Source organism: Pseudomonas sp. NPDC096925 (genome assembly GCF_044762545.1).
GTDB lineage: Bacteria > Pseudomonadota > Gammaproteobacteria > Pseudomonadales > Pseudomonadaceae > Aquipseudomonas.
Genome location: NZ_JBIWEM010000003.1, coordinates 584,544 through 600,090, shown reverse-complemented (window position 1 = coordinate 600,090; position 15,547 = coordinate 584,544). Strand labels below are relative to the sequence as shown.

Annotated in this window: 19 protein-coding genes and 1 riboswitch; of the genes, 9 read left to right on the top strand and 10 right to left on the bottom strand. The window is 63.5% G+C overall.

The window, feature by feature from the left end:
* Position 1: 1 nt before the first annotated feature.
* The 3 genes from ACIQYU_RS13145 to ACIQYU_RS13135 form a co-directional block, all read right to left on the bottom strand.
* The gene (locus ACIQYU_RS13145; RefSeq protein WP_402800231.1) at positions 2-1,393 is read right to left on the bottom strand and encodes an LLM class flavin-dependent oxidoreductase; all 1,392 of its coding nucleotides are present in this window, start codon (positions 1,391-1,393) and stop codon (positions 2-4) included.
* Positions 1,394-1,406: 13 nt separating this feature from the next.
* The gene (locus ACIQYU_RS13140) at positions 1,407-2,351 is read right to left on the bottom strand and encodes an aliphatic sulfonate ABC transporter substrate-binding protein (protein ID WP_402800228.1); all 945 of its coding nucleotides are present in this window, start codon (positions 2,349-2,351) and stop codon (positions 1,407-1,409) included.
* Positions 2,352-2,546: 195 nt separating this feature from the next.
* On the bottom strand, positions 2,547-2,705 hold the full coding sequence (locus ACIQYU_RS13135; protein WP_402800225.1) for a hypothetical protein: 159 nt from the start codon (positions 2,703-2,705) through the stop codon (positions 2,547-2,549).
* 175 nt (positions 2,706-2,880) lie between these two features.
* Here ACIQYU_RS13135 and ACIQYU_RS13130 point away from each other — a divergent pair, with 175 nt between their 5' ends.
* Positions 2,881-3,564, top strand: a complete 684-nt coding sequence (locus ACIQYU_RS13130; protein WP_207833248.1) for a TetR/AcrR family transcriptional regulator — start codon at positions 2,881-2,883, stop codon at positions 3,562-3,564.
* A gap of 146 nt (positions 3,565-3,710) precedes the next feature.
* On the opposite strand, the gene ACIQYU_RS13125 is transcribed toward ACIQYU_RS13130, so the two are convergent.
* Positions 3,711-4,718, bottom strand: coding sequence for a GlxA family transcriptional regulator (locus tag ACIQYU_RS13125; RefSeq protein WP_063914310.1), 1,008 nt, complete (start codon positions 4,716-4,718; stop codon positions 3,711-3,713).
* Positions 4,719-4,879: 161 nt separating this feature from the next.
* On the opposite strand from ACIQYU_RS13125, the gene ACIQYU_RS13120 reads away from it, so the two are divergent.
* The gene (locus tag ACIQYU_RS13120; protein WP_233694463.1) at positions 4,880-5,350 is read left to right on the top strand and encodes an FAD/FMN-containing dehydrogenase; all 471 of its coding nucleotides are present in this window, start codon (positions 4,880-4,882) and stop codon (positions 5,348-5,350) included.
* Positions 5,351-5,502: 152 nt separating this feature from the next.
* On the top strand, positions 5,503-5,715 hold the full coding sequence (locus ACIQYU_RS13115; protein WP_063914308.1) for a PLDc N-terminal domain-containing protein: 213 nt from the start codon (positions 5,503-5,505) through the stop codon (positions 5,713-5,715).
* Between the two features lie 42 nt (positions 5,716-5,757).
* Here the strand turns inward: ACIQYU_RS13115 and ACIQYU_RS13110 are convergent, their stop codons facing one another.
* A complete protein-coding gene (locus tag ACIQYU_RS13110) occupies positions 5,758-6,078 on the bottom strand; it encodes a hypothetical protein (RefSeq protein WP_207833252.1) in 321 nt (106 codons plus the stop codon).
* 222 nt (positions 6,079-6,300) lie between these two features.
* On the opposite strand from ACIQYU_RS13110, the gene ACIQYU_RS13105 reads away from it, so the two are divergent.
* Entirely contained in the window at positions 6,301-6,711 is a 411-nt protein-coding gene (locus ACIQYU_RS13105) for a RidA family protein (protein WP_063914306.1), read from the top strand.
* A gap of 108 nt (positions 6,712-6,819) precedes the next feature.
* The gene (locus ACIQYU_RS13100; protein ID WP_402800218.1) at positions 6,820-7,692 is read left to right on the top strand and encodes a DMT family transporter; all 873 of its coding nucleotides are present in this window, start codon (positions 6,820-6,822) and stop codon (positions 7,690-7,692) included.
* A 113-nt stretch (positions 7,693-7,805) separates the two neighbouring features.
* Here the strand turns inward: ACIQYU_RS13100 and ACIQYU_RS13095 are convergent, their stop codons facing one another.
* The gene (locus tag ACIQYU_RS13095) at positions 7,806-8,057 is read right to left on the bottom strand and encodes a hypothetical protein (RefSeq protein ID WP_207833256.1); all 252 of its coding nucleotides are present in this window, start codon (positions 8,055-8,057) and stop codon (positions 7,806-7,808) included.
* A gap of 130 nt (positions 8,058-8,187) precedes the next feature.
* On the opposite strand from ACIQYU_RS13095, the gene ACIQYU_RS13090 reads away from it, so the two are divergent.
* The gene (locus tag ACIQYU_RS13090; protein ID WP_207833258.1) at positions 8,188-8,847 is read left to right on the top strand and encodes a VIT1/CCC1 transporter family protein; all 660 of its coding nucleotides are present in this window, start codon (positions 8,188-8,190) and stop codon (positions 8,845-8,847) included.
* An 11-nt stretch (positions 8,848-8,858) separates the two neighbouring features.
* Here the strand turns inward: ACIQYU_RS13090 and ACIQYU_RS13085 are convergent, their stop codons facing one another.
* Positions 8,859-9,104, bottom strand: coding sequence for a hypothetical protein (locus ACIQYU_RS13085; RefSeq protein ID WP_207833260.1), 246 nt, complete (start codon positions 9,102-9,104; stop codon positions 8,859-8,861).
* Between the two features lie 205 nt (positions 9,105-9,309).
* Here ACIQYU_RS13085 and ACIQYU_RS13080 point away from each other — a divergent pair, with 205 nt between their 5' ends.
* Positions 9,310-10,773 carry a DUF3300 domain-containing protein gene (locus ACIQYU_RS13080; protein WP_402800215.1) on the top strand — a complete coding sequence of 488 codons (1,464 nt, stop codon included), beginning with the start codon at positions 9,310-9,312 and terminating at the stop codon, positions 10,771-10,773.
* Positions 10,770-11,663, top strand: coding sequence for a DUF2950 domain-containing protein (locus tag ACIQYU_RS13075; RefSeq protein ID WP_233687641.1), 894 nt, complete (start codon positions 10,770-10,772; stop codon positions 11,661-11,663). Before ACIQYU_RS13080 ends, ACIQYU_RS13075 begins: the two co-directional genes overlap by 4 nt.
* 176 nt (positions 11,664-11,839) lie before the next feature.
* Here the strand turns inward: ACIQYU_RS13075 and ACIQYU_RS13070 are convergent, their stop codons facing one another.
* Together ACIQYU_RS13070 and ACIQYU_RS13065 are read right to left on the bottom strand one after the other, a co-directional pair.
* Complete coding sequence (locus ACIQYU_RS13070; RefSeq protein WP_207833267.1) at positions 11,840-12,172, bottom strand: YegP family protein; 333 nt, start codon at positions 12,170-12,172, stop codon at positions 11,840-11,842.
* 323 nt (positions 12,173-12,495) lie between these two features.
* On the bottom strand, positions 12,496-13,350 hold the full coding sequence (locus ACIQYU_RS13065; protein ID WP_233687642.1) for a LysR family transcriptional regulator: 855 nt from the start codon (positions 13,348-13,350) through the stop codon (positions 12,496-12,498).
* A gap of 92 nt (positions 13,351-13,442) precedes the next feature.
* Between ACIQYU_RS13065 and ACIQYU_RS13060 the strand changes: the two genes are divergently transcribed.
* Positions 13,443-13,871 (top strand): multidrug/biocide efflux PACE transporter, encoded by a 429-nt coding sequence (locus ACIQYU_RS13060; RefSeq protein WP_233687643.1) that lies wholly within the window; start codon positions 13,443-13,445, stop codon positions 13,869-13,871.
* 218 nt (positions 13,872-14,089) lie between these two features.
* On the opposite strand, the gene ACIQYU_RS13055 is transcribed toward ACIQYU_RS13060, so the two are convergent.
* Positions 14,090-15,109: a branched-chain amino acid aminotransferase gene (locus tag ACIQYU_RS13055; protein WP_046614378.1), complete on the bottom strand. Its 1,020-nt coding sequence runs from the start codon at positions 15,107-15,109 to the stop codon at positions 14,090-14,092.
* A 189-nt stretch (positions 15,110-15,298) separates the two neighbouring features.
* Positions 15,299-15,512, top strand: a riboswitch (cobalamin riboswitch).
* Positions 15,513-15,547 lie beyond the last annotated feature (35 nt).

The following is a 15,547-nucleotide window of genomic DNA, read 5'->3' as shown; positions in this document are numbered from 1 at the left end:
ATTAAATGTTGGAATACCCGGTATTTGCTGGCTGAATGCGAACCTGGCGGCCAACGTGCCCTTCCTGCAAGCGGTCGCCCTGGCCGAACAGCTTGTGGCGCAAGGTGCCGTCGGCATAGCTCAGCGGGTAGCGGCCACGGCGTTGCAGTTCGGGCACCAGCAGCTCGACCACCTGGGCCAGGTCGTCCGGTTGCACCGCGTAGGTCAGGTTGAAGCCATCGATGCCGGTCTGGTCCAGCCAGCTTTCCAGCTGGTCGGCCACCTCGCTGGCAGCACCTACCAGCACCGGGCCACGGCCGCCCAGGCCGACGAACTCGGCGGCTTCGCGCACGGTCCAGCGGCGGTTCGGGTCGGCAGCGGTGAAGGCTGCCAGGGCTGCGCGACCGGCATCGTTCTCGACGTATTCGATGGGCGCATCGGGGTCGAGGCCGGCAAAGTCGATGCCGGTCCAGCCTGACAGTAGCGCCAGGGCAGCGTCCAGGTCGACATAGCGGCGGTATTCGGCGAAGCGCGCCTCGGCCGCCTCCCGGGTGGGGGCGACAATCAACAGTGCCTGGGCGTAGATCAGCACCTCGTCCCGGCCACGCCCGGCCGCCTCGCTGGCCTCGCGGATGCCGTCGGCGTAGCGGCGCAGTACCGTGGGCGTCGGCCCGCTGATGAACACGCATTCGGCATGTCGCGCCGCGAACTGCTGGCCGCGTGCCGAAGCACCTGCCTGGAACAGCACCGGCGTGCGTTGTGGCGAAGGTTGGCACAGGTGCATGCCTGGCACCTGGAAGTGCTCGCCCACATGGTTGATGGGGTGCACCCGGGCGGGTTCGATGTATCGCCCGCTGTCACGCTCCAGCAACACAGCGTCGTCGTCCCAGCTTTTCTCCCACAGTTTGTAAAGCACCTGCAGGTATTCCTCGGCCAGGTCATAGCGCTGGTCGTGGCCCAGCTGGTGCGCCAGGCCCAGGTTGCGCGCGGCGCTGTCAAGGTAGCCGGTGACGATGTTCCAGCCGACCCGGCCATTGCTCAGGTGGTCGAGCGTGGACATGCGCCGGGCGAACGGATAGGGGTGTTCGTAGGTGAGCGAGAAAGTGACGCCGAAGCCCAGGTGCTCGGTAACCCCGGCCATGGCTGGTACCAGCAGCAGCGGGTCGTTGACCGGTACCTGCACGCCACCGCGCAGGGCGGCTTCGGGGCCGCCCTGGTAGACGTCGTAGATGCCCAGCACATCGGCGATGAACAGGGCGTCGAACAGGCCGCGTTCGAGCAGGCGGGCCAGGTCGGTCCAGTAACCCAGGCGGTTGAAGGCCACGCTGGTGTTGCGCGGGTGGCGCCACAGGCCGGGGGACTGGTGGCTGGCGGCGTTCATGCTGAAGGCGTTGAAGCGGATCGGGCGGGGCATGGGGGCGCTCCGCTCAAGGCAAGACGGAAGCCGGGTAGACCGCGTCGGCCACCTGCAGCTTGCGTGGAATCAGGCCCAGGTCCTGGAAGGTATCGGCCAGTTTCTGTTGCTCGGCAACGATCTGCGGGGTAATGGCCACGGCGTTGTAGTTGCGTCGTTCGCTGGCCACTTGCAGTACGTTGGCATTGATCCCCAATTGCGGGGCCAGCAGCGCGGCGACTTCCGCAGGCTTGGCATTGGCCCACTGGCTGACCTTGCCCAGTTCGGCAAAGAAGATCTTCAGCAACGCGCGGTGCTGGTCGGCGAAGCTGGCGGTGGACAGGTAGAAGGTGCGGTTGTTGGACAAGCCGCTACCGTCGCGCAGGTTCTTCAGGCCCGGCTGGCTTTCTGCGGCGGCGAGGAACGGGTCCCACAGGGTCACGGCCTGGACGCTGCCCGATTGCAGTGCCGCCACGGCATCGGCGGCGTTGTTGACGTAGGCCGGGGTGATGTCCCGGTAGCTGAGGCCGGCCTGTTCCAGGGCAACGGCCAGCAGGTACTGGGCGTTCCAGCCGCGGCCGGTGGCCACGCGCTTACCCTTGAGGTCTTGCACGCTGCTCAGGTGATCCTGCTCGCGCACCACCAGGCCGATGCCGCGCGGGTAGGGTTGCTCGGCGGCCAGGTACACCACCGGCTTGCCCGCGGCCTGGGCGAACACCGAGGGTGCATCGGCAGCATGGCCGAGGTCGATGGCGCCGGTGCTCAGGGCTTCGAGTAGTTGCGGGCCGGCGGCGAACTCGTGCCAGCTGACTTTCACGCCTTGCGGCGCCAGTGCCTTCTCCAGGGCGCCGCTGCCCTTGAGGATGTTGATACTGTTGAATTTCTGGTAGCCGATGCGCAGGGTCTTGGCTTCGTCGGCCAGGGCTTGGGACCAGGGCAGCAGGGTGCTGGCGACACTGGCCAGCAAGCCGCCGATCAACAGACGGCGCAGGGGGAGAAGGCACGGGCGGACATGGGTATTGCTCCTTGAATCGGCTGGAAAACGATGTGCCCAGACTAAGGAGGTGGCGTTTGGCTTTCAATTTTTAATATGCATGTTTGTTAGATTATTTTGTTATTTTTATATCCTTTTGTTTTATCAGGGCCGTCGCCCAAAGGCGATTGCCCCCTGCGTTCAGTTGGGCAGGCGCCGTTTGCGTGTGGGCAGCAGGCCCAGTACCAGCATGCAGCCAAGCAGGATTACCAGGCCTCCGGCGGCCTGCAACAGGCTCACGGCTTCATCGGGAAGCAAGGCACCGACCAGCACTGCCACCAGCGTGACCACGAGTTCCATGCTGATGGCGCGGGTGGCGCCGGCAATCAGTGCCCGCTGGCTGACCGCGCCAACCCGGCCAAAGGCATGCCCCCCAGCAGCCGTGGGTGATGGCTACCCGACCAACAGCGCGCTTCCCTGCATGGCCGCGCTCGCGGATAATCCCCGTATTCCAATAAACAGCCTGTGAGTGGGTATGAGTGATTCCGTAGTCAGCCTCGGCCAGCCTGAAACCGAAGGGGGGCGCAAGACGCGCAAGAACAACCCCGAGAAAACGCGCGAGGACATCCTCCAGGCCGCCATCCACGAGTTCGTCCAGCAAGGGCTGGCTGGTGCCCGCGTCGACGCCATCGCCGAGCGCACCGCCACCTCCAAGCGCATGATCTACTACTACTTCGGCAGCAAGGAGCAGCTGTACTGCGAGTGCCTGGTCAAGCTGTACGGCGATATCCGCAAGACCGAGCAAAGCCTGGACCTGGAGTCGCTGCCGGCCGAGCAGGCGATTCGCCGGCTGGTGGAGTTCACCTTCGATCACCACGACCGCAACGTCGATTTCGTGCGGATCATCTGCACCGAAAACATCCACTATGGCGAGTACGTCAAGCAGTCGCCGGCCATTCGCGAAATGAGCAGCCTGGTGCTCGAGGCCTTGGGCAATACCCTGCGTCGCGGTGTACAGGAAGGTGTGTTCCGCGCCGGTATCGAGGTCATCGACCTGCACATGCTGATGAGCGCGTTCTGCTTCTACCGGGTGTCGAACCGCCACACCTTTGGCGAGATCTTCCAGATCGACCTGTCCGATGAGCAGGTCAAGCTGCGTCACAAGGTCATGATTTGTGATGCTGTGCTGCGGTACATCCAGATCGAGCGCCGCCCCTGAAGGTTTTCCAGTGCCTGGCTGGCCTCTTCGCGGGTAAACCCGCTCCCACAGGATCACCGCTGTCCCAAAGATTCGCACAGTACCTGTGGGAGCGGGTTTACCCGCGAAAGGGCCGGCCCAGGCGACACCTCAACAAGCCTTGAACCTCACTCGCCCAACCGCTGCTCACGCGACGGCGGGTAGCCAAAGTATGCCGCATAGCATTTGCTGAAGTGCGACACCGAAACAAACCCGCAGGCCACTGCCACTTCCATCACCGACAGGTCGGAATACTGCAGCAGGCGGCGGCTTTTGGTAATGCGTAACTCCATGTAGTAGCGTCGCGGCGAAGTACCCAGCTGAGCCTGGAACAGGCGGTCGATCTGCCGGCGCGAGCGCCCGCTGTAGGCGGCCAGTTGGTCGAGGCTGAGGGTTTCCTCGAGGTTGTTCTCCATCAGCTCGACGATGGTGCGCAGGTGCAGGCTCATGGACTTCTTCGCGCCCGGGCCGACCTGGCGGTAGCGGGCACCGGAGAATGACAGGATCTCCTCGACGCCTTCGGCCAGGCCGTCGCCATACAGCCGGCGCACCAGGCCGAGCATCAGCTCCATGGCGCCATTGGGGCTGGCGGCGCTGAGGCGGTCGCGGTCGAGGGTGAAGCTGGCCGGGGTGATCCGCGTTTGCGGGCTGCGCTCGGACAGGCTGGCGCGCTGCTCGGGGTGGATACTGCAGCCATAGTCGTCCAGCACCCCGGCGCGGCCGAGGAACCACGCGCCATTCCACAACCCTCCCAGGGCCATGCCGTGGGCCGCGCAATCGTCCAGCAGCCGGTCAAGCTCCGGGTACTTCAAGGGCGTGCGCAAGCCGCCACAGATCACCAGCAGGTCCAGCTCCTTCAGCGCCTCGGCAGACAACTCGGTGGCTACCAGCTCCAACCCCAGGTCGCTGAGCACGCGGTCGCCTTCGAGCGACAGCGGGGTGAACTGGAAGCTGTCGGCGCGCAGCAGGTTGGCCGTGACCAGTACGTCCATGGCCACGGTGAAGCTGGCCATCGAAAAGTGTTCGAGCAATACGAAATCGACCCGATAGGGGGCCTGGGCATTGGCGCTGGTGGACTTCAGCCGCAGCATGTTGCTGGTGCTGGTCTTCTTGCTGAACTGGCGTGGCGTGGGCACTCTGGACTCCGCTTCCTGGCTGGCCTGGAGAGTGTGGCGGTAGGTCGGGGGAAAGACAATCTCCCGGGTGGCCATGTCGTATTCCAGGTCGTATTCAGGCAACCTGTCTGGCTTGGCACGTTGCCGCTATGCTGATGCTCCCGTCACTGAGGATGCCCCTGATGAAATACGCCGCTGCCCTGTTGCTTTGTCTGATGCCATTGCTGGCCAGTGCCTTGGAACCCGGCGACAAGCTCGCCCCGTGGACGCTGCTGGACCAGTACGACCAGGCCTACAGCCTCGACGCCGGTACACACATTCTGCTGGTGGCGCGCGACATGGACGGTGCCAAGCTGGTGAAGGCGGTACTGGCCGAACAGCCCAAGGGTTACCTGGAAGCGCGCGATGCGGTGTTTGTTGCCGACATCCAGCGCATGCCGGCACTGATCAGCAAGCTGTTCGCCATCCCCGCCATGCGCGATTACAACTACCGGGTGCTGCTTGACCGTGAAGGGCGGGTGGCCAGCCGTTATCCCGGGCAGGATGGCCAGGTGCAGTGGTTGCAGCTGGAGCAGGGCAAGCTGGTGAGCCAGCGAGCGTTTGCCGATGCGCCGGCGTTGAAGGCGGCGCTGGAGAATGCACCACAGCATTGAGTGAAGCCCCTGCGTTGCGTCCTGTGGAGATGGCACTCATGTGCGCAACCTGTGGGAGCGCATACCTTGGAGCCGTACGATCAGCCAAATCAATCTGAACCCTCGGCAGCCTCTGCAACCCAACCCATTACATGCCAAATGGGAGAGCGCTCATGGAAATCGGAACGATCTGGATCGTCATCGCGGCCTTTGTGGTCCTGCTGGAAATCTGGGCCATCTGGCACATCATCGGCAGTGACCGGCGCGCCGAGCGCAAGATGCTGTGGATCGTCTTCGTGGTCTACGCGCCATTCCCCGGCTTGTTGTTCTGGGCCTGGCGCGGGCCTCGCGCGGTGAAGGGCAGGGCAGTACTGCAGGAAAAATGACGGTGTGCGGCATCAGGCTGTGGGCCTGATGCCGCTCATACGCTAGGCAATGTCGAAGCGGATTGCTGGCCCCAGCCCATCCACCATCAGGCAGCCGTAGAACTTCACTTTCGACAATACCCGCAGGCCCTTGAGCTCCTCGTGGATGCGATCACGGACAAGCCTCTCGGCTTCGAGGGCCTTGTCAGACTTTGAAATGGCGGCGAGTTCCACCAGCCCGAGCAGGGTGGTTTCGATGTGTTCCACGGTGTCCAGCCCGATGTTCTCGCGCAGATGCTGGCGCGCCTGTGCCGCATCGTATTCGTCCCGCTGCGGGTCGCGTGGCTTGATGGTGTAGGCGAGTAGAAATTCATGTTTGCTCATGGTGTTTTCCTTGTTGCATGCAGGCCTCCATGCCGGGCCTTGCAATCTAGCGCCTGATGGCCACTGCGCATACAGACGCGTGGTTCACGAAAGCCAGGGCGCTGTGCGAAACGTCCTACACTGCGGTGCCGCGCTTCGCGTTAGCCGTCTCTTTCGCGCTTGACCTCAAGTTAACTCAAGGTCCGATACTCCGTCGTTCTTTCAACTGATCGAGGGCTTACCGTGAGTCATTCAACCGCGTTCCAGCTGAGCAACCCCGAAGGCCTGTACGACCCCAGCGGCAATGCCTATTCCCATGTCGCCGAAGTTCATGCTGACAGCCGCCTGCTGTTCATCGCCGGTCAGGGCGGGGAGAACCGCAACGGGCAACTGTCGCCGCTGTTCGCCGAGCAGGCGCGCCAGGCGCTGGCCAACCTGGAGATTGCCTTGGCCTCGAAAGGCGCCAGCCTGGCCCAGGTGTTCAAGCTGACCCTGCTGATCGTCGAGCATTCCGAAACGCGCCTGCGTGAGTGGGTAATCGAGGCTGACAAGGCCTGGGGCTCGTCCATGAAACCGACCTGCACGCTGATACCGGTACCCCGGCTGGCGCTGGACGGCATGCTGGTGGAGATCGAGGCGGTAGCAGCGCTGTAGATGTAGGTGATTCGGTGGTAGCGCCAGCTAAACACAGTGTTGTATATCGGTGCTGGCCCTAGCAGCATGGCCGCTATAACAACAATTGATCTCAGAGGTGACCACACCATGAGCACCGGCACCACCACGCTCGCTGACCGCAAGACCCGGGCCTGGGTGTGGCCTGCACTTTTCAGCCTGGTGGCCTTCGCTGCCAATTCGGTGTTCTGCCGGCTGGCGCTGAAGGATGGGGCCATCGATCCGGCATCCTTCACCGTGGTGCGCCTGGCCAGTGGTGCACTGTTCCTGCTGCTGTTGCTCCGCCTGCGCAAACCTGCGCTCGCCATGGGGGGCAGCTGGCGGGGCGGCCTGGCCCTGTTCCTGTACGCGTTCCTGTTTTCTGCAGCCTACCTGCAGCTGGGCGCAGGCGCGGGTGCGTTGCTGCTGTTCGGTGCGGTGCAGATCACCATGTTCGGCTTCGCCTGGTACAAGGGTGAACGCATCACCGCGCGGATGCTGCTGGGCATGCTGATCGCCTTTGCCGGCCTGCTGGTGCTGCTGTTGCCCGGTACCTCGGCGCCACCCTTTGCCAGTGCTTTGCTGATGGCCCTGTCCGGCGTGGCCTGGGGCGTTTACACACTGCTGGGCAAAGGCTCACCCAGGCCGCTGGCCGATACTGCCGGCAATTTCGCACGGAGCCTGCCTTGCCTGGTGCTGCTGGTACCTATGCTGTCGCTGGGGGCCGGCTTGCACCTGACTCCGCCCGGTTTGCTGTATGCGTTGGGCTCCGGCGTGCTGGCCTCGGGTGCGGGCTATGCCGTGTGGTACGGCGTGGTCAGGCAGGTCAGTGCGCAGCAGGCGGCGACCCTGCAGCTAAGCGTCCCGGTGATTGCGGCGTTGGGCGGGGTTGGCCTGATCGGTGAGCCATTGTCGCTGCGCTTGCTGGTGGCGTGCGTGGTGGTGCTGGGCGGTATCGCCCTGGCACTGGCGCCGCGCCGTTGAAGGGGTGAGGAACGTGGCAGGGCATGGCTGTCGAGGCCCGCAGTGTATGGCTGACTATAATGGATCAACCTCACCTCGTAGCCCGTTACGGGAGGCATCCGCTGGCGATTCACTCAGCCTCTGGTCGAACGGTCAGCGTCGGTGGCTTCGGTCACCACAGGCAGGTTGCCGGCACGCTGGATCACCCGCCGTTGCTGCTCATAGTCGTCCAGCGACAGGCCGCGGCGTTGCAGCGCTTCCAGTTGCAGTTGACGGGTTTCTTCGGCGGTGTAGGGGCGCAGTTCGGGGTGGCTGGCACAGCCGCTGATGATGGCGATGGCAAAAACGGCAAGGGTGGCGGACAGCTGGCGGGCCAAGGTGTTCATCAGGTAGCTCCAGGGGCCGGGGTCGTGAGCGGCGAGTCGATGGAGCTAGGTTATTCGGCCATGTGGTTCGGCAGAAATTGCCATTCTCGATAGTGACTATCGATGGTTCCAGGGGAACCGGGAGGGTGCGATGGGGCAAGCCGAGCAACCGCGCAAATGGGGCGTACTGGAACCGATCGACCGTATCACCGAAGTCATCTTCGGCCTGTTGATGGCGATGACCTTCATTGGCTCGTTGAGCGTGGCCACGGCCGGGCGCGAAGATGCCCGGCTGATGCTGATCGCCGCGTTCGGCTGCAACCTGGCCTGGGGCCTGGCCGATGCGGTCATCTATTTACTGCGTACCTGGACCGAGCGCACCCGTAGCCGGACCCTGTTGGCCCGCCTGCAAGCCGGTGAAGCCAGCCAGGGGCGCAGGCTGATTGCCGATGCGCTGCCAGAGCGCATCGGCCTGGCACTGGATGAAGACGGCCTGGAGATGCTGCGCGGGCGGATGCTGCGTGATGCTGCCCGCCCGCTGCCGTTACGCCTGGGGCTGGATGATCTCAAGGCAGCCCTGGCCACTTTCCTGTTGGTGGTATTGGCAACCTTCCCGATGGTCATTCCATTCCTGCTGATCGAGACCACCGGTACGGCCATTCGCGTGTCGAACCTGGTCGCCCTGGCCATGCTCTTCCTTGCGGGCTGGTTGCTGGCACGCTATTCCGGTGGCCGCACCCTGTTGACCGGCGTGGTCCTGGCAGCGGTCGGGGCGGCGCTGATCATGGCGATCATCGCCCTGGGCGGCTGAGCATCGCCCGCTCAGTATTTTATGTCGCGGGCGCGCTCACGGCCTTGCTGCTTGGTGTGGCGTTTGTCCTGCCGGCAGCCGGCGTTGCTTTGCTGGTCGGCGTGGCGGCAGTCCTGTTTGGTCTGCCGCGCGTCCTGGCGGGTTTCCTGCCGTACATCACGGGCCTCGCGGCGCCGTTCGGCGCGGTCGGTGGCCGCCCAGGCCGAGGTGCAGAGCGCGGCGAGCATGATGACGGCGATGAGGCGGGGCGTGTTCATCGGGATGGGCTCCTTTTTGAATATGGCCTCGTGCCCGCGAAAGGTCCGGTACAGTCAATTACAGATGTCAGCCCAGTCCCGGTATAGATTCAAAAGCAGCAACCACCCCCACCCTTAGAGCGCGAACAGTTTGGCCCCCGCATCTGGCCAAAAGCAGTGCCGTTGCTACCCTTAACCCACGTGCTCTGACCTCAGGGGAGAAGCGATGCGCATGCCATTGTCAGCGGTCCTGTCGGCGGTCCTGTATCTGAGCGCTATGCCCGGCCTGGTGCTGGCAGAAGACGTACCTGCCCCCGACCCGGCACCACAAGCCGACACGGTCGTAGCCAAGGACCCGGTGTTCACCCAGGAGCAACTGGACCAGATGCTCGCGCCCATCGCGCTGTACCCTGATGCGCTGCTGGCCCAGGTATTGATGGCCTCGACTTATCCGGGGCAGGTGAGCGAAGCGGTGACCTGGTCCAAGGCCAACCCCAAGGCCTCCGGCGACGATGCCGTCAAGAAGGTGGCGAGCCAGCCCTGGGACCCGAGCGTACAAGCGCTGGTGGCCTTCCCGCAGGTGCTGGCAACCCTGGGTCAGGACCCGGTCTGGGTACAGCGCCTGGGCGACGCCTTCCTCGCGCAGCCCGACGATGTCATGGGCGGCGTGCAGCGCCTGCGTCACCAGGCCCAGGCCGCCGGCAACCTGCAGAGCAACCAGTACCAGAACGTGACCGTGCAGACTGCGCCCGCACCAGCACCGGCCTCCGGCGGCAGCAGCACCCAGGTGGTCACTGCCAGCAGCCCGCCCACCACCATCATCATCGAGCCGGCCGACCCGCAGGTGGTGTACGTGCCCAGCTACAACCCGACCACCACCTACGGCACCTGGGCCTACCCGGCCTCGCCGCCAGCGTATTATCCGCCACCGCCCATGTACTACCCTGGTTCCGCGCTGGTGGCGGGCCTCGCCTTCGGTACCGGCGTGGCAATCGTCGCCTCGCTGTGGGGCGACTGTGACTGGGGCAACAACGACATCGACATCGACGTCAACCGCTACAACAACATCAACGGCAACAACCGCATCACCAACAACCAGAAAAAATGGCAGCACAACGCCGCCAACCGCGACGGCGTGCCGTACCGCGACTCCCGTAGCCGCCAACAGTACGGCCGCCAGCTGGACGGAGCCACCCAGCGTACTGCCTTCCGCGGTGACGACGCCCAGCGCGCCCAGGCGCGGGACAAGGCCAGGGCGTCGATGGATCGGGCCGGCATCGAACGGCCGGCCACCAGCAACCGGCAGGCACGCCAGCAGATGCGCGAAGCGCAGGCGGGTAATTCGGTCGGCAACCGCATGCAGCCCCGCAGCGACAACCCGAGGGCAACCGACCGCCGACAGGAAACCCGCCATACCCAGGCACGGCAGCAGAACAACCAGGTGAATCAACGCAGGCAAGGCGAAGGCCAGGGGCGGCAGCTGGCGCAAAACCGGCCTTCCAATACCGCTGGCCGGGCGCGTAACAATGCCTTCGACGGTGTGCGTTCACCCTCGCGCACCAGCGCGCAGGCCAGCCGCGGCCGTACCAGCCAGTCGTTCGCCCAGCGCCCGAGCGCATCGCGTGCTGCCGGTCACCAGATTTCCCGGCCCAGTGCGCCCGCACGCCGCGGGGGAGGTGGCCGTCGATGAACCGTCAATCGATAGCGGCACTGGTACTCGCAGCCGGTATGGCCTGGTCGACCCAGGCCGCTGCGCAGGAAGCCTTCCCGACGCCGGAGAAGGCCGTGGACGCCTTTGTTGCGGCGCTGGGCCAAGAGAAGCCTGATGAAGCCCGCCTGGCCCAGTTGCTGGGCGATGACTGGCGTACCTACATACCGCGTGGAGGTGTGCAACGCAGTGACGTGGACACGTTCCTGGAACAGTATCGTGCGCAGCACAGCATCGACATGTCGGGGGCGAGCAAGGCCATTCTCGCGGTGGGCAGTGATCACTGGACGTTGCCCATACCGTTGACCAGAGGCAACCAGGGGTGGCGTTTCGACCTCAAGGCCGGCAGCGCCGAAATCCGCGCCCGGCGCATTGGCCGCAACGAGCTGGGTGCCATGCAGTCGATGCTGGCCTACCACGATGCGCAGATGGACTACGCCACCCAGGACCACAATGGCAACGGTGCGCTGGAATACGCGCAGAAGATCTTCAGCGAGCCCGGCAAGCATGACGGGCTGTACTGGGCTGACGACGGCGACGGCCAGGTCAGCCCGCTGGGCCCGCTGTTCGGCCAGGACATGGTCGGCGACGCCTGGTATGGCTATCACTTCCGCATCCTCGATGCTCAAGGCCCATCTGCCCCCGGCGGTGCTTATAGCTACCTGATCGGCAACCAGATGAGTCGCGGCTTCGCCATGGTTGCCTGGCCGGCCAAGTACGATGACACCGGGGTGATGAGCTTCATGATCAGCCATGACGGCGAGGTGTTCGAGAAAGACCTCGGGCCGCACGGGGACAAACTGGCCAAGGAGATGAAACGCTTTGACCCGGATGACAGCTGGAAGGTGGTGGATGTGGCGGCGGGGGATTGACCCTGCATGCTCAATGCGAAACGCTTTTGGTGCGTCTGCAGTGCACGGCACCGGCTGCGCCGATGTTCGCGGCTAGAGTCGCTCCCACAGGGTCCCTGCTAATTCAATGAGTTATGTACAGTTCCAGGAGCATGCCCGCGAGCCAAGCCATATCGGCCTGGCTCGAACGGGTTCTCTCAGGTGAGATCTTTTACGGTTTTCGAAGGGCCGTTGGTTTTCACCGAAGCAATACCGACAGCACGTGCCTGTGTGCTTGCGTACATTTGGCTGGTGCCAATGACTTGGTGATTGGCGGCTTTCAGGTTGAAATAAACTTTCCCGTTAGTGGAGACTCGCTCTTCATAACGCTCAGCCAGCGGGCTGTTGGCCTGAACGGACGCGATTCCATTATCCGCTGCCTGCCGGCTCGTATACAGCTCGCTGGTGAGAATAGTCTCACCGTTACCTGCTTTCAGAACAAACCGGTATTGTCCATTACTGCTTGTGCTCAGTTCAAACCAACCAGTCATACAGGCTCCCTAGCTCACAGCTACTGTCTGATACATCGATGTAGGTGTTTTTTAAGCAGGGTCAGTATGAATGAAGTATGGGAACTTTTCATTGTATTGGGCTGACCTATTTGATCGAGTTCGGTCAGGACTTCAGCGACAAGGTGCTGAAAGATTCCCGGTGTTACCTGGAAGAACGAGGTTCCTTGTTTGACCGCCATATGATCAGGGCCCGGTCAGTTCCGCCAGCAGTTCGTCCCGCAGCTTTTGCAAACGCGGCGCGTGCCGCTTGCGCGGATGCGGTAGCTCCACTCGCACCCCAGAATCGTGAAATTGAAAGAAGCCTACCGCCCCAACATCTGCCGCACCAGCCACTGCCCGGCTGGCCCGAGCGCGCGCCGGCTCGACCAGGCCACGTCCATGTCAACCCGTCGCGGGTACCCGGCCACCTGCAACTCCACCAGCCCACTGCCAAACCGTGCCACCAGCGCCCTGGGCAGTTCGGCCCAGCCGAACCCGCGCACGGCGAACTCCAGCAGGGTGAGGTAATCCGGTGCCGACCAGGCCTGGCCGCGACCGTGGTGCAGGCTGGGGGCATAGGTCTTGATATACAGCTGCCGTACGCTCTCCAGGTGCTGCATCTGCACCTGAGGCAAAGCTGCCAATGAATGCCCGCTGGCCACGTACACGCCAAACTCGGCCTGCTCGGGCAAGCGCGCCACGGCAACGTCTGCGGGGTAGCTGGGTTGCGTGGCAAGAATGCCGATGTGTGCCAGGCCCTGCTGGATCAGCTCGATCACATCGGCATCTTCCGACGGGCCGCAGCGCAGTTCGGTATGCGGATAGTGCTGGGCGAAGCGGGCCATCACCGCGCCCTGGAAGGTCACGCTGTAGCTGTCCGACATCACCACCGAGACCAGTGCCTCGACATTTTCTGCCAGGCGCACCGCCAGGGCATCGAGCCGGGCGCTGGCATCGAGGATCGCCTCGACATGGCTCAGCACCTGCCGCCCAGCCTCGTTCAGCGAGGGGTGGCGGCCGCCACGGTCGAACAGCGGGCAACCCACATCGGCCTCGAAATTGGCGATGGCAATGCTGATAGTGGACTGGCTTTTGCGCAGCTTGCGCGCCGCAGCGGAAAACGAACCCAGCGATGCGGCTTCGACAAAGGCGACCAGAGCTTCGGGTGAGTAGCGCATGCTATTGATAAAACCGATGGTAGCTATTTCGCGAGTATCGGTTCTGTCAAAGAAAATAGGAAGCACGTCTCACGCAATGGATGGAATTTGCAATGAAAAACGTGTCTTTCACCGAACGCCTGGTTCACGCCGTCGGTTATGAAGTGTTCGCCGTGCTGCTGTGTGCGCCGCTGTTGTCCTGGATCATGGGCAAGTCACTGGCGACGGCGGGGGCGCTGGCGGTGACCCTGTCGGTCATCGCCATGCTGTGGAACATGGTCTACAACGCGCTGGTCGACCGCTACGTGCGGGTCGAGCGCATACACTGGAGGGCTAGCGCACGCTTTGTGCACGGCCTGGGCTTCGAGGCCGGGCTGGTGGTGTGGTGCCTGCCGGTGGCGGCGTGGATGCTGGAGATTTCGTTGCTGCAGGCGTTCATGGTGGAGTTGGGCTTCTTCGTGATCATCTTGCCTTACACCGTGCTGTACAACTGGGCCTTCGACAAAGCCCGGCACCTGCTGATGCAGCGCCGCCTTGCATAAATGTTTTGCCGATGCAGGCCCCATTGTGGGAGCGGCCTTGTGTCGCGAAAGGGCTGCAGAGCAGCCCCAGACATTTATGCAACTGCGCTGAATTCCGAGGGCCGCTTTGCGGCCCTTTCGCGACACAAGGCCGCTCCCACAATGGTGCCCGCGTCAACCAATGAAAAACGGGGCATGCCATTGCTGGCATGCCCCGTTTTTCAAACCGCTAAAGCGCCTCAGGCGACCTTGACGATCCAGCCTGCCGGTGCTTCCACATCACCGCTCTGGATACCGGTCAGCTCGTTGTAGAGCTTCTGGGTAACCGGGCCGACCTTTTCCAGGTCGTGGAACACGTGCAGCTTGCCGTTGTACTCGATGCCGCCGATCGGGGTGATCACCGCAGCGGTACCGCAGGCGCCGGCTTCGACGAAACGGTCCAGCTTGTTGATTTCCACATCGCCTTCGATCACGGTCAGGCCCAGGCGCGATTGCGCCAGTTCCATCAGCGACAGGCGGGTGATGCCTGGCAGCACCGAGGCCGATTTCGGGGTGACGAACTCGTTGTTGGCGGTGATGCCGAAGAAGTTTGCCGAACCGACTTCCTCGATCTTGGTGTGGGTCAGCGGGTCGAGGTAGATGGCGTCGGCGAAGTTGGCTTTCTTCGCTTCAGCGCCCGGCTGCAGGCTGGCCGCGTAGTTGCCACCGACCTTGGCCGCACCGGTGCCTTGCGGGGCGGCGCGGTCGAAGCTGGAGATCTGGAAGTTGTGCGGCTTCATGCCGCCCTTGAAGTACGAGCCAACCGGGATGGCGAAGATCGAGAAGATGAACTCGGGGGCGGTGCGCACGCCAATGTTGTCACCGGTGCCGATCACGAACGGACGCAGGTAGAGGGCGCCTTTGCCGTGCGGTGGCACGAACTTCTCGTTGGCCTTGACCACTTGCTTGCATGCCTCGATGAACACATCGGTCGGCACCTGCGGCATCAGCAGGCGGGCGCAGCTGCGCTGCATGCGGGCAGCGTTCTGGTCCGGGCGGAACAGGTTGATCGAACCGTCCTTGCAACGGTAGGCCTTCAGGCCCTCGAAGCACTGCTGGCCATAGTGCAGGGCGGTGGAGCCTTCACTGATGTGCAGTACGTTGTCTTCGGTCAGGGTGCCCTTGTCCCACTCGCCATTGCGCCATACGGACAGGTAGCGTTTGTCGGTCTTGATGTAGTCGAAACCCAGCTTGTCCCAATTAATGCTTTCGTTGCTCATGACACCCTCATTGTCTTGCAAGTGCCCGATCGCTCGGGCTGCTGTTATATGCGCACCACGCCACCATAATACATCCGTGGCGGATCGGGAACGGCCAGTCACGAAACTCCTGCCGGCGGAGGTCTTCCAGGCGCTGAACATATCGAGGCAAGCACCAGCAGCAATGGTTGACCACCCGCCAGCCACTGCGTAGCCTTGCCAGTTCGAGGTTCTTCGGCCAGGCCGAAGCTAAGACGGGAACGCGGTACAAGCCGCGGCTGCCCCCGCAACTGTAAGCACCGACAACGGATCGACACAGCCACTGCGCCCGCGCGCGGGAAGGCGTCATCCCGCCAGCCTGCTGCACCAGCGGGCACATGGAACGGTGCGAGCCAGGAGACCTGCCTCGTCACGTTTTCGACTTTCAACCGGGCGGGGTGATCCGGTGGCGAACAAGCC

Excerpts from the sequence above, each read along its gene's own strand:
- ACIQYU_RS13090 (WP_207833258.1), top strand. The coding sequence starts at position 8,188 with ATGGGGCAAGCCGAGCAACCGCGCAAATGGGGCGTACTGGAACCGATC.
- ACIQYU_RS13080 (WP_402800215.1), top strand. The coding sequence starts at position 9,310 with ATGCGCATGCCATTGTCAGCGGTCCTGTCGGCGGTCCTGTATCTGAGC.
- ACIQYU_RS13110 (WP_207833252.1), bottom strand. The coding sequence starts at position 6,078 with ATGAGCAAACATGAATTTCTACTCGCCTACACCATCAAGCCACGCGAC.
- ACIQYU_RS13145 (WP_402800231.1), bottom strand. The coding sequence starts at position 1,393 with ATGCCCCGCCCGATCCGCTTCAACGCCTTCAGCATGAACGCCGCCAGC.
- ACIQYU_RS13135 (WP_402800225.1), bottom strand. The coding sequence starts at position 2,705 with ATGGAACTCGTGGTCACGCTGGTGGCAGTGCTGGTCGGTGCCTTGCTT.
- ACIQYU_RS13055 (WP_046614378.1), bottom strand. The coding sequence starts at position 15,109 with ATGAGCAACGAAAGCATTAATTGGGACAAGCTGGGTTTCGACTACATC.
- ACIQYU_RS13120 (WP_233694463.1), top strand. The coding sequence starts at position 4,880 with ATGAAATACGCCGCTGCCCTGTTGCTTTGTCTGATGCCATTGCTGGCC.
- ACIQYU_RS13060 (WP_233687643.1), top strand. The coding sequence starts at position 13,443 with ATGAAAAACGTGTCTTTCACCGAACGCCTGGTTCACGCCGTCGGTTAT.
- ACIQYU_RS13115 (WP_063914308.1), top strand. The coding sequence starts at position 5,503 with ATGGAAATCGGAACGATCTGGATCGTCATCGCGGCCTTTGTGGTCCTG.
- ACIQYU_RS13085 (WP_207833260.1), bottom strand. The coding sequence starts at position 9,104 with ATGAACACGCCCCGCCTCATCGCCGTCATCATGCTCGCCGCGCTCTGC.
- ACIQYU_RS13065 (WP_233687642.1), bottom strand. The coding sequence starts at position 13,350 with ATGCGCTACTCACCCGAAGCTCTGGTCGCCTTTGTCGAAGCCGCATCG.
- ACIQYU_RS13130 (WP_207833248.1), top strand. The coding sequence starts at position 2,881 with ATGAGTGATTCCGTAGTCAGCCTCGGCCAGCCTGAAACCGAAGGGGGG.
- ACIQYU_RS13100 (WP_402800218.1), top strand. The coding sequence starts at position 6,820 with ATGAGCACCGGCACCACCACGCTCGCTGACCGCAAGACCCGGGCCTGG.
- ACIQYU_RS13075 (WP_233687641.1), top strand. The coding sequence starts at position 10,770 with ATGAACCGTCAATCGATAGCGGCACTGGTACTCGCAGCCGGTATGGCC.
- ACIQYU_RS13095 (WP_207833256.1), bottom strand. The coding sequence starts at position 8,057 with ATGAACACCTTGGCCCGCCAGCTGTCCGCCACCCTTGCCGTTTTTGCC.
- ACIQYU_RS13070 (WP_207833267.1), bottom strand. The coding sequence starts at position 12,172 with ATGACTGGTTGGTTTGAACTGAGCACAAGCAGTAATGGACAATACCGG.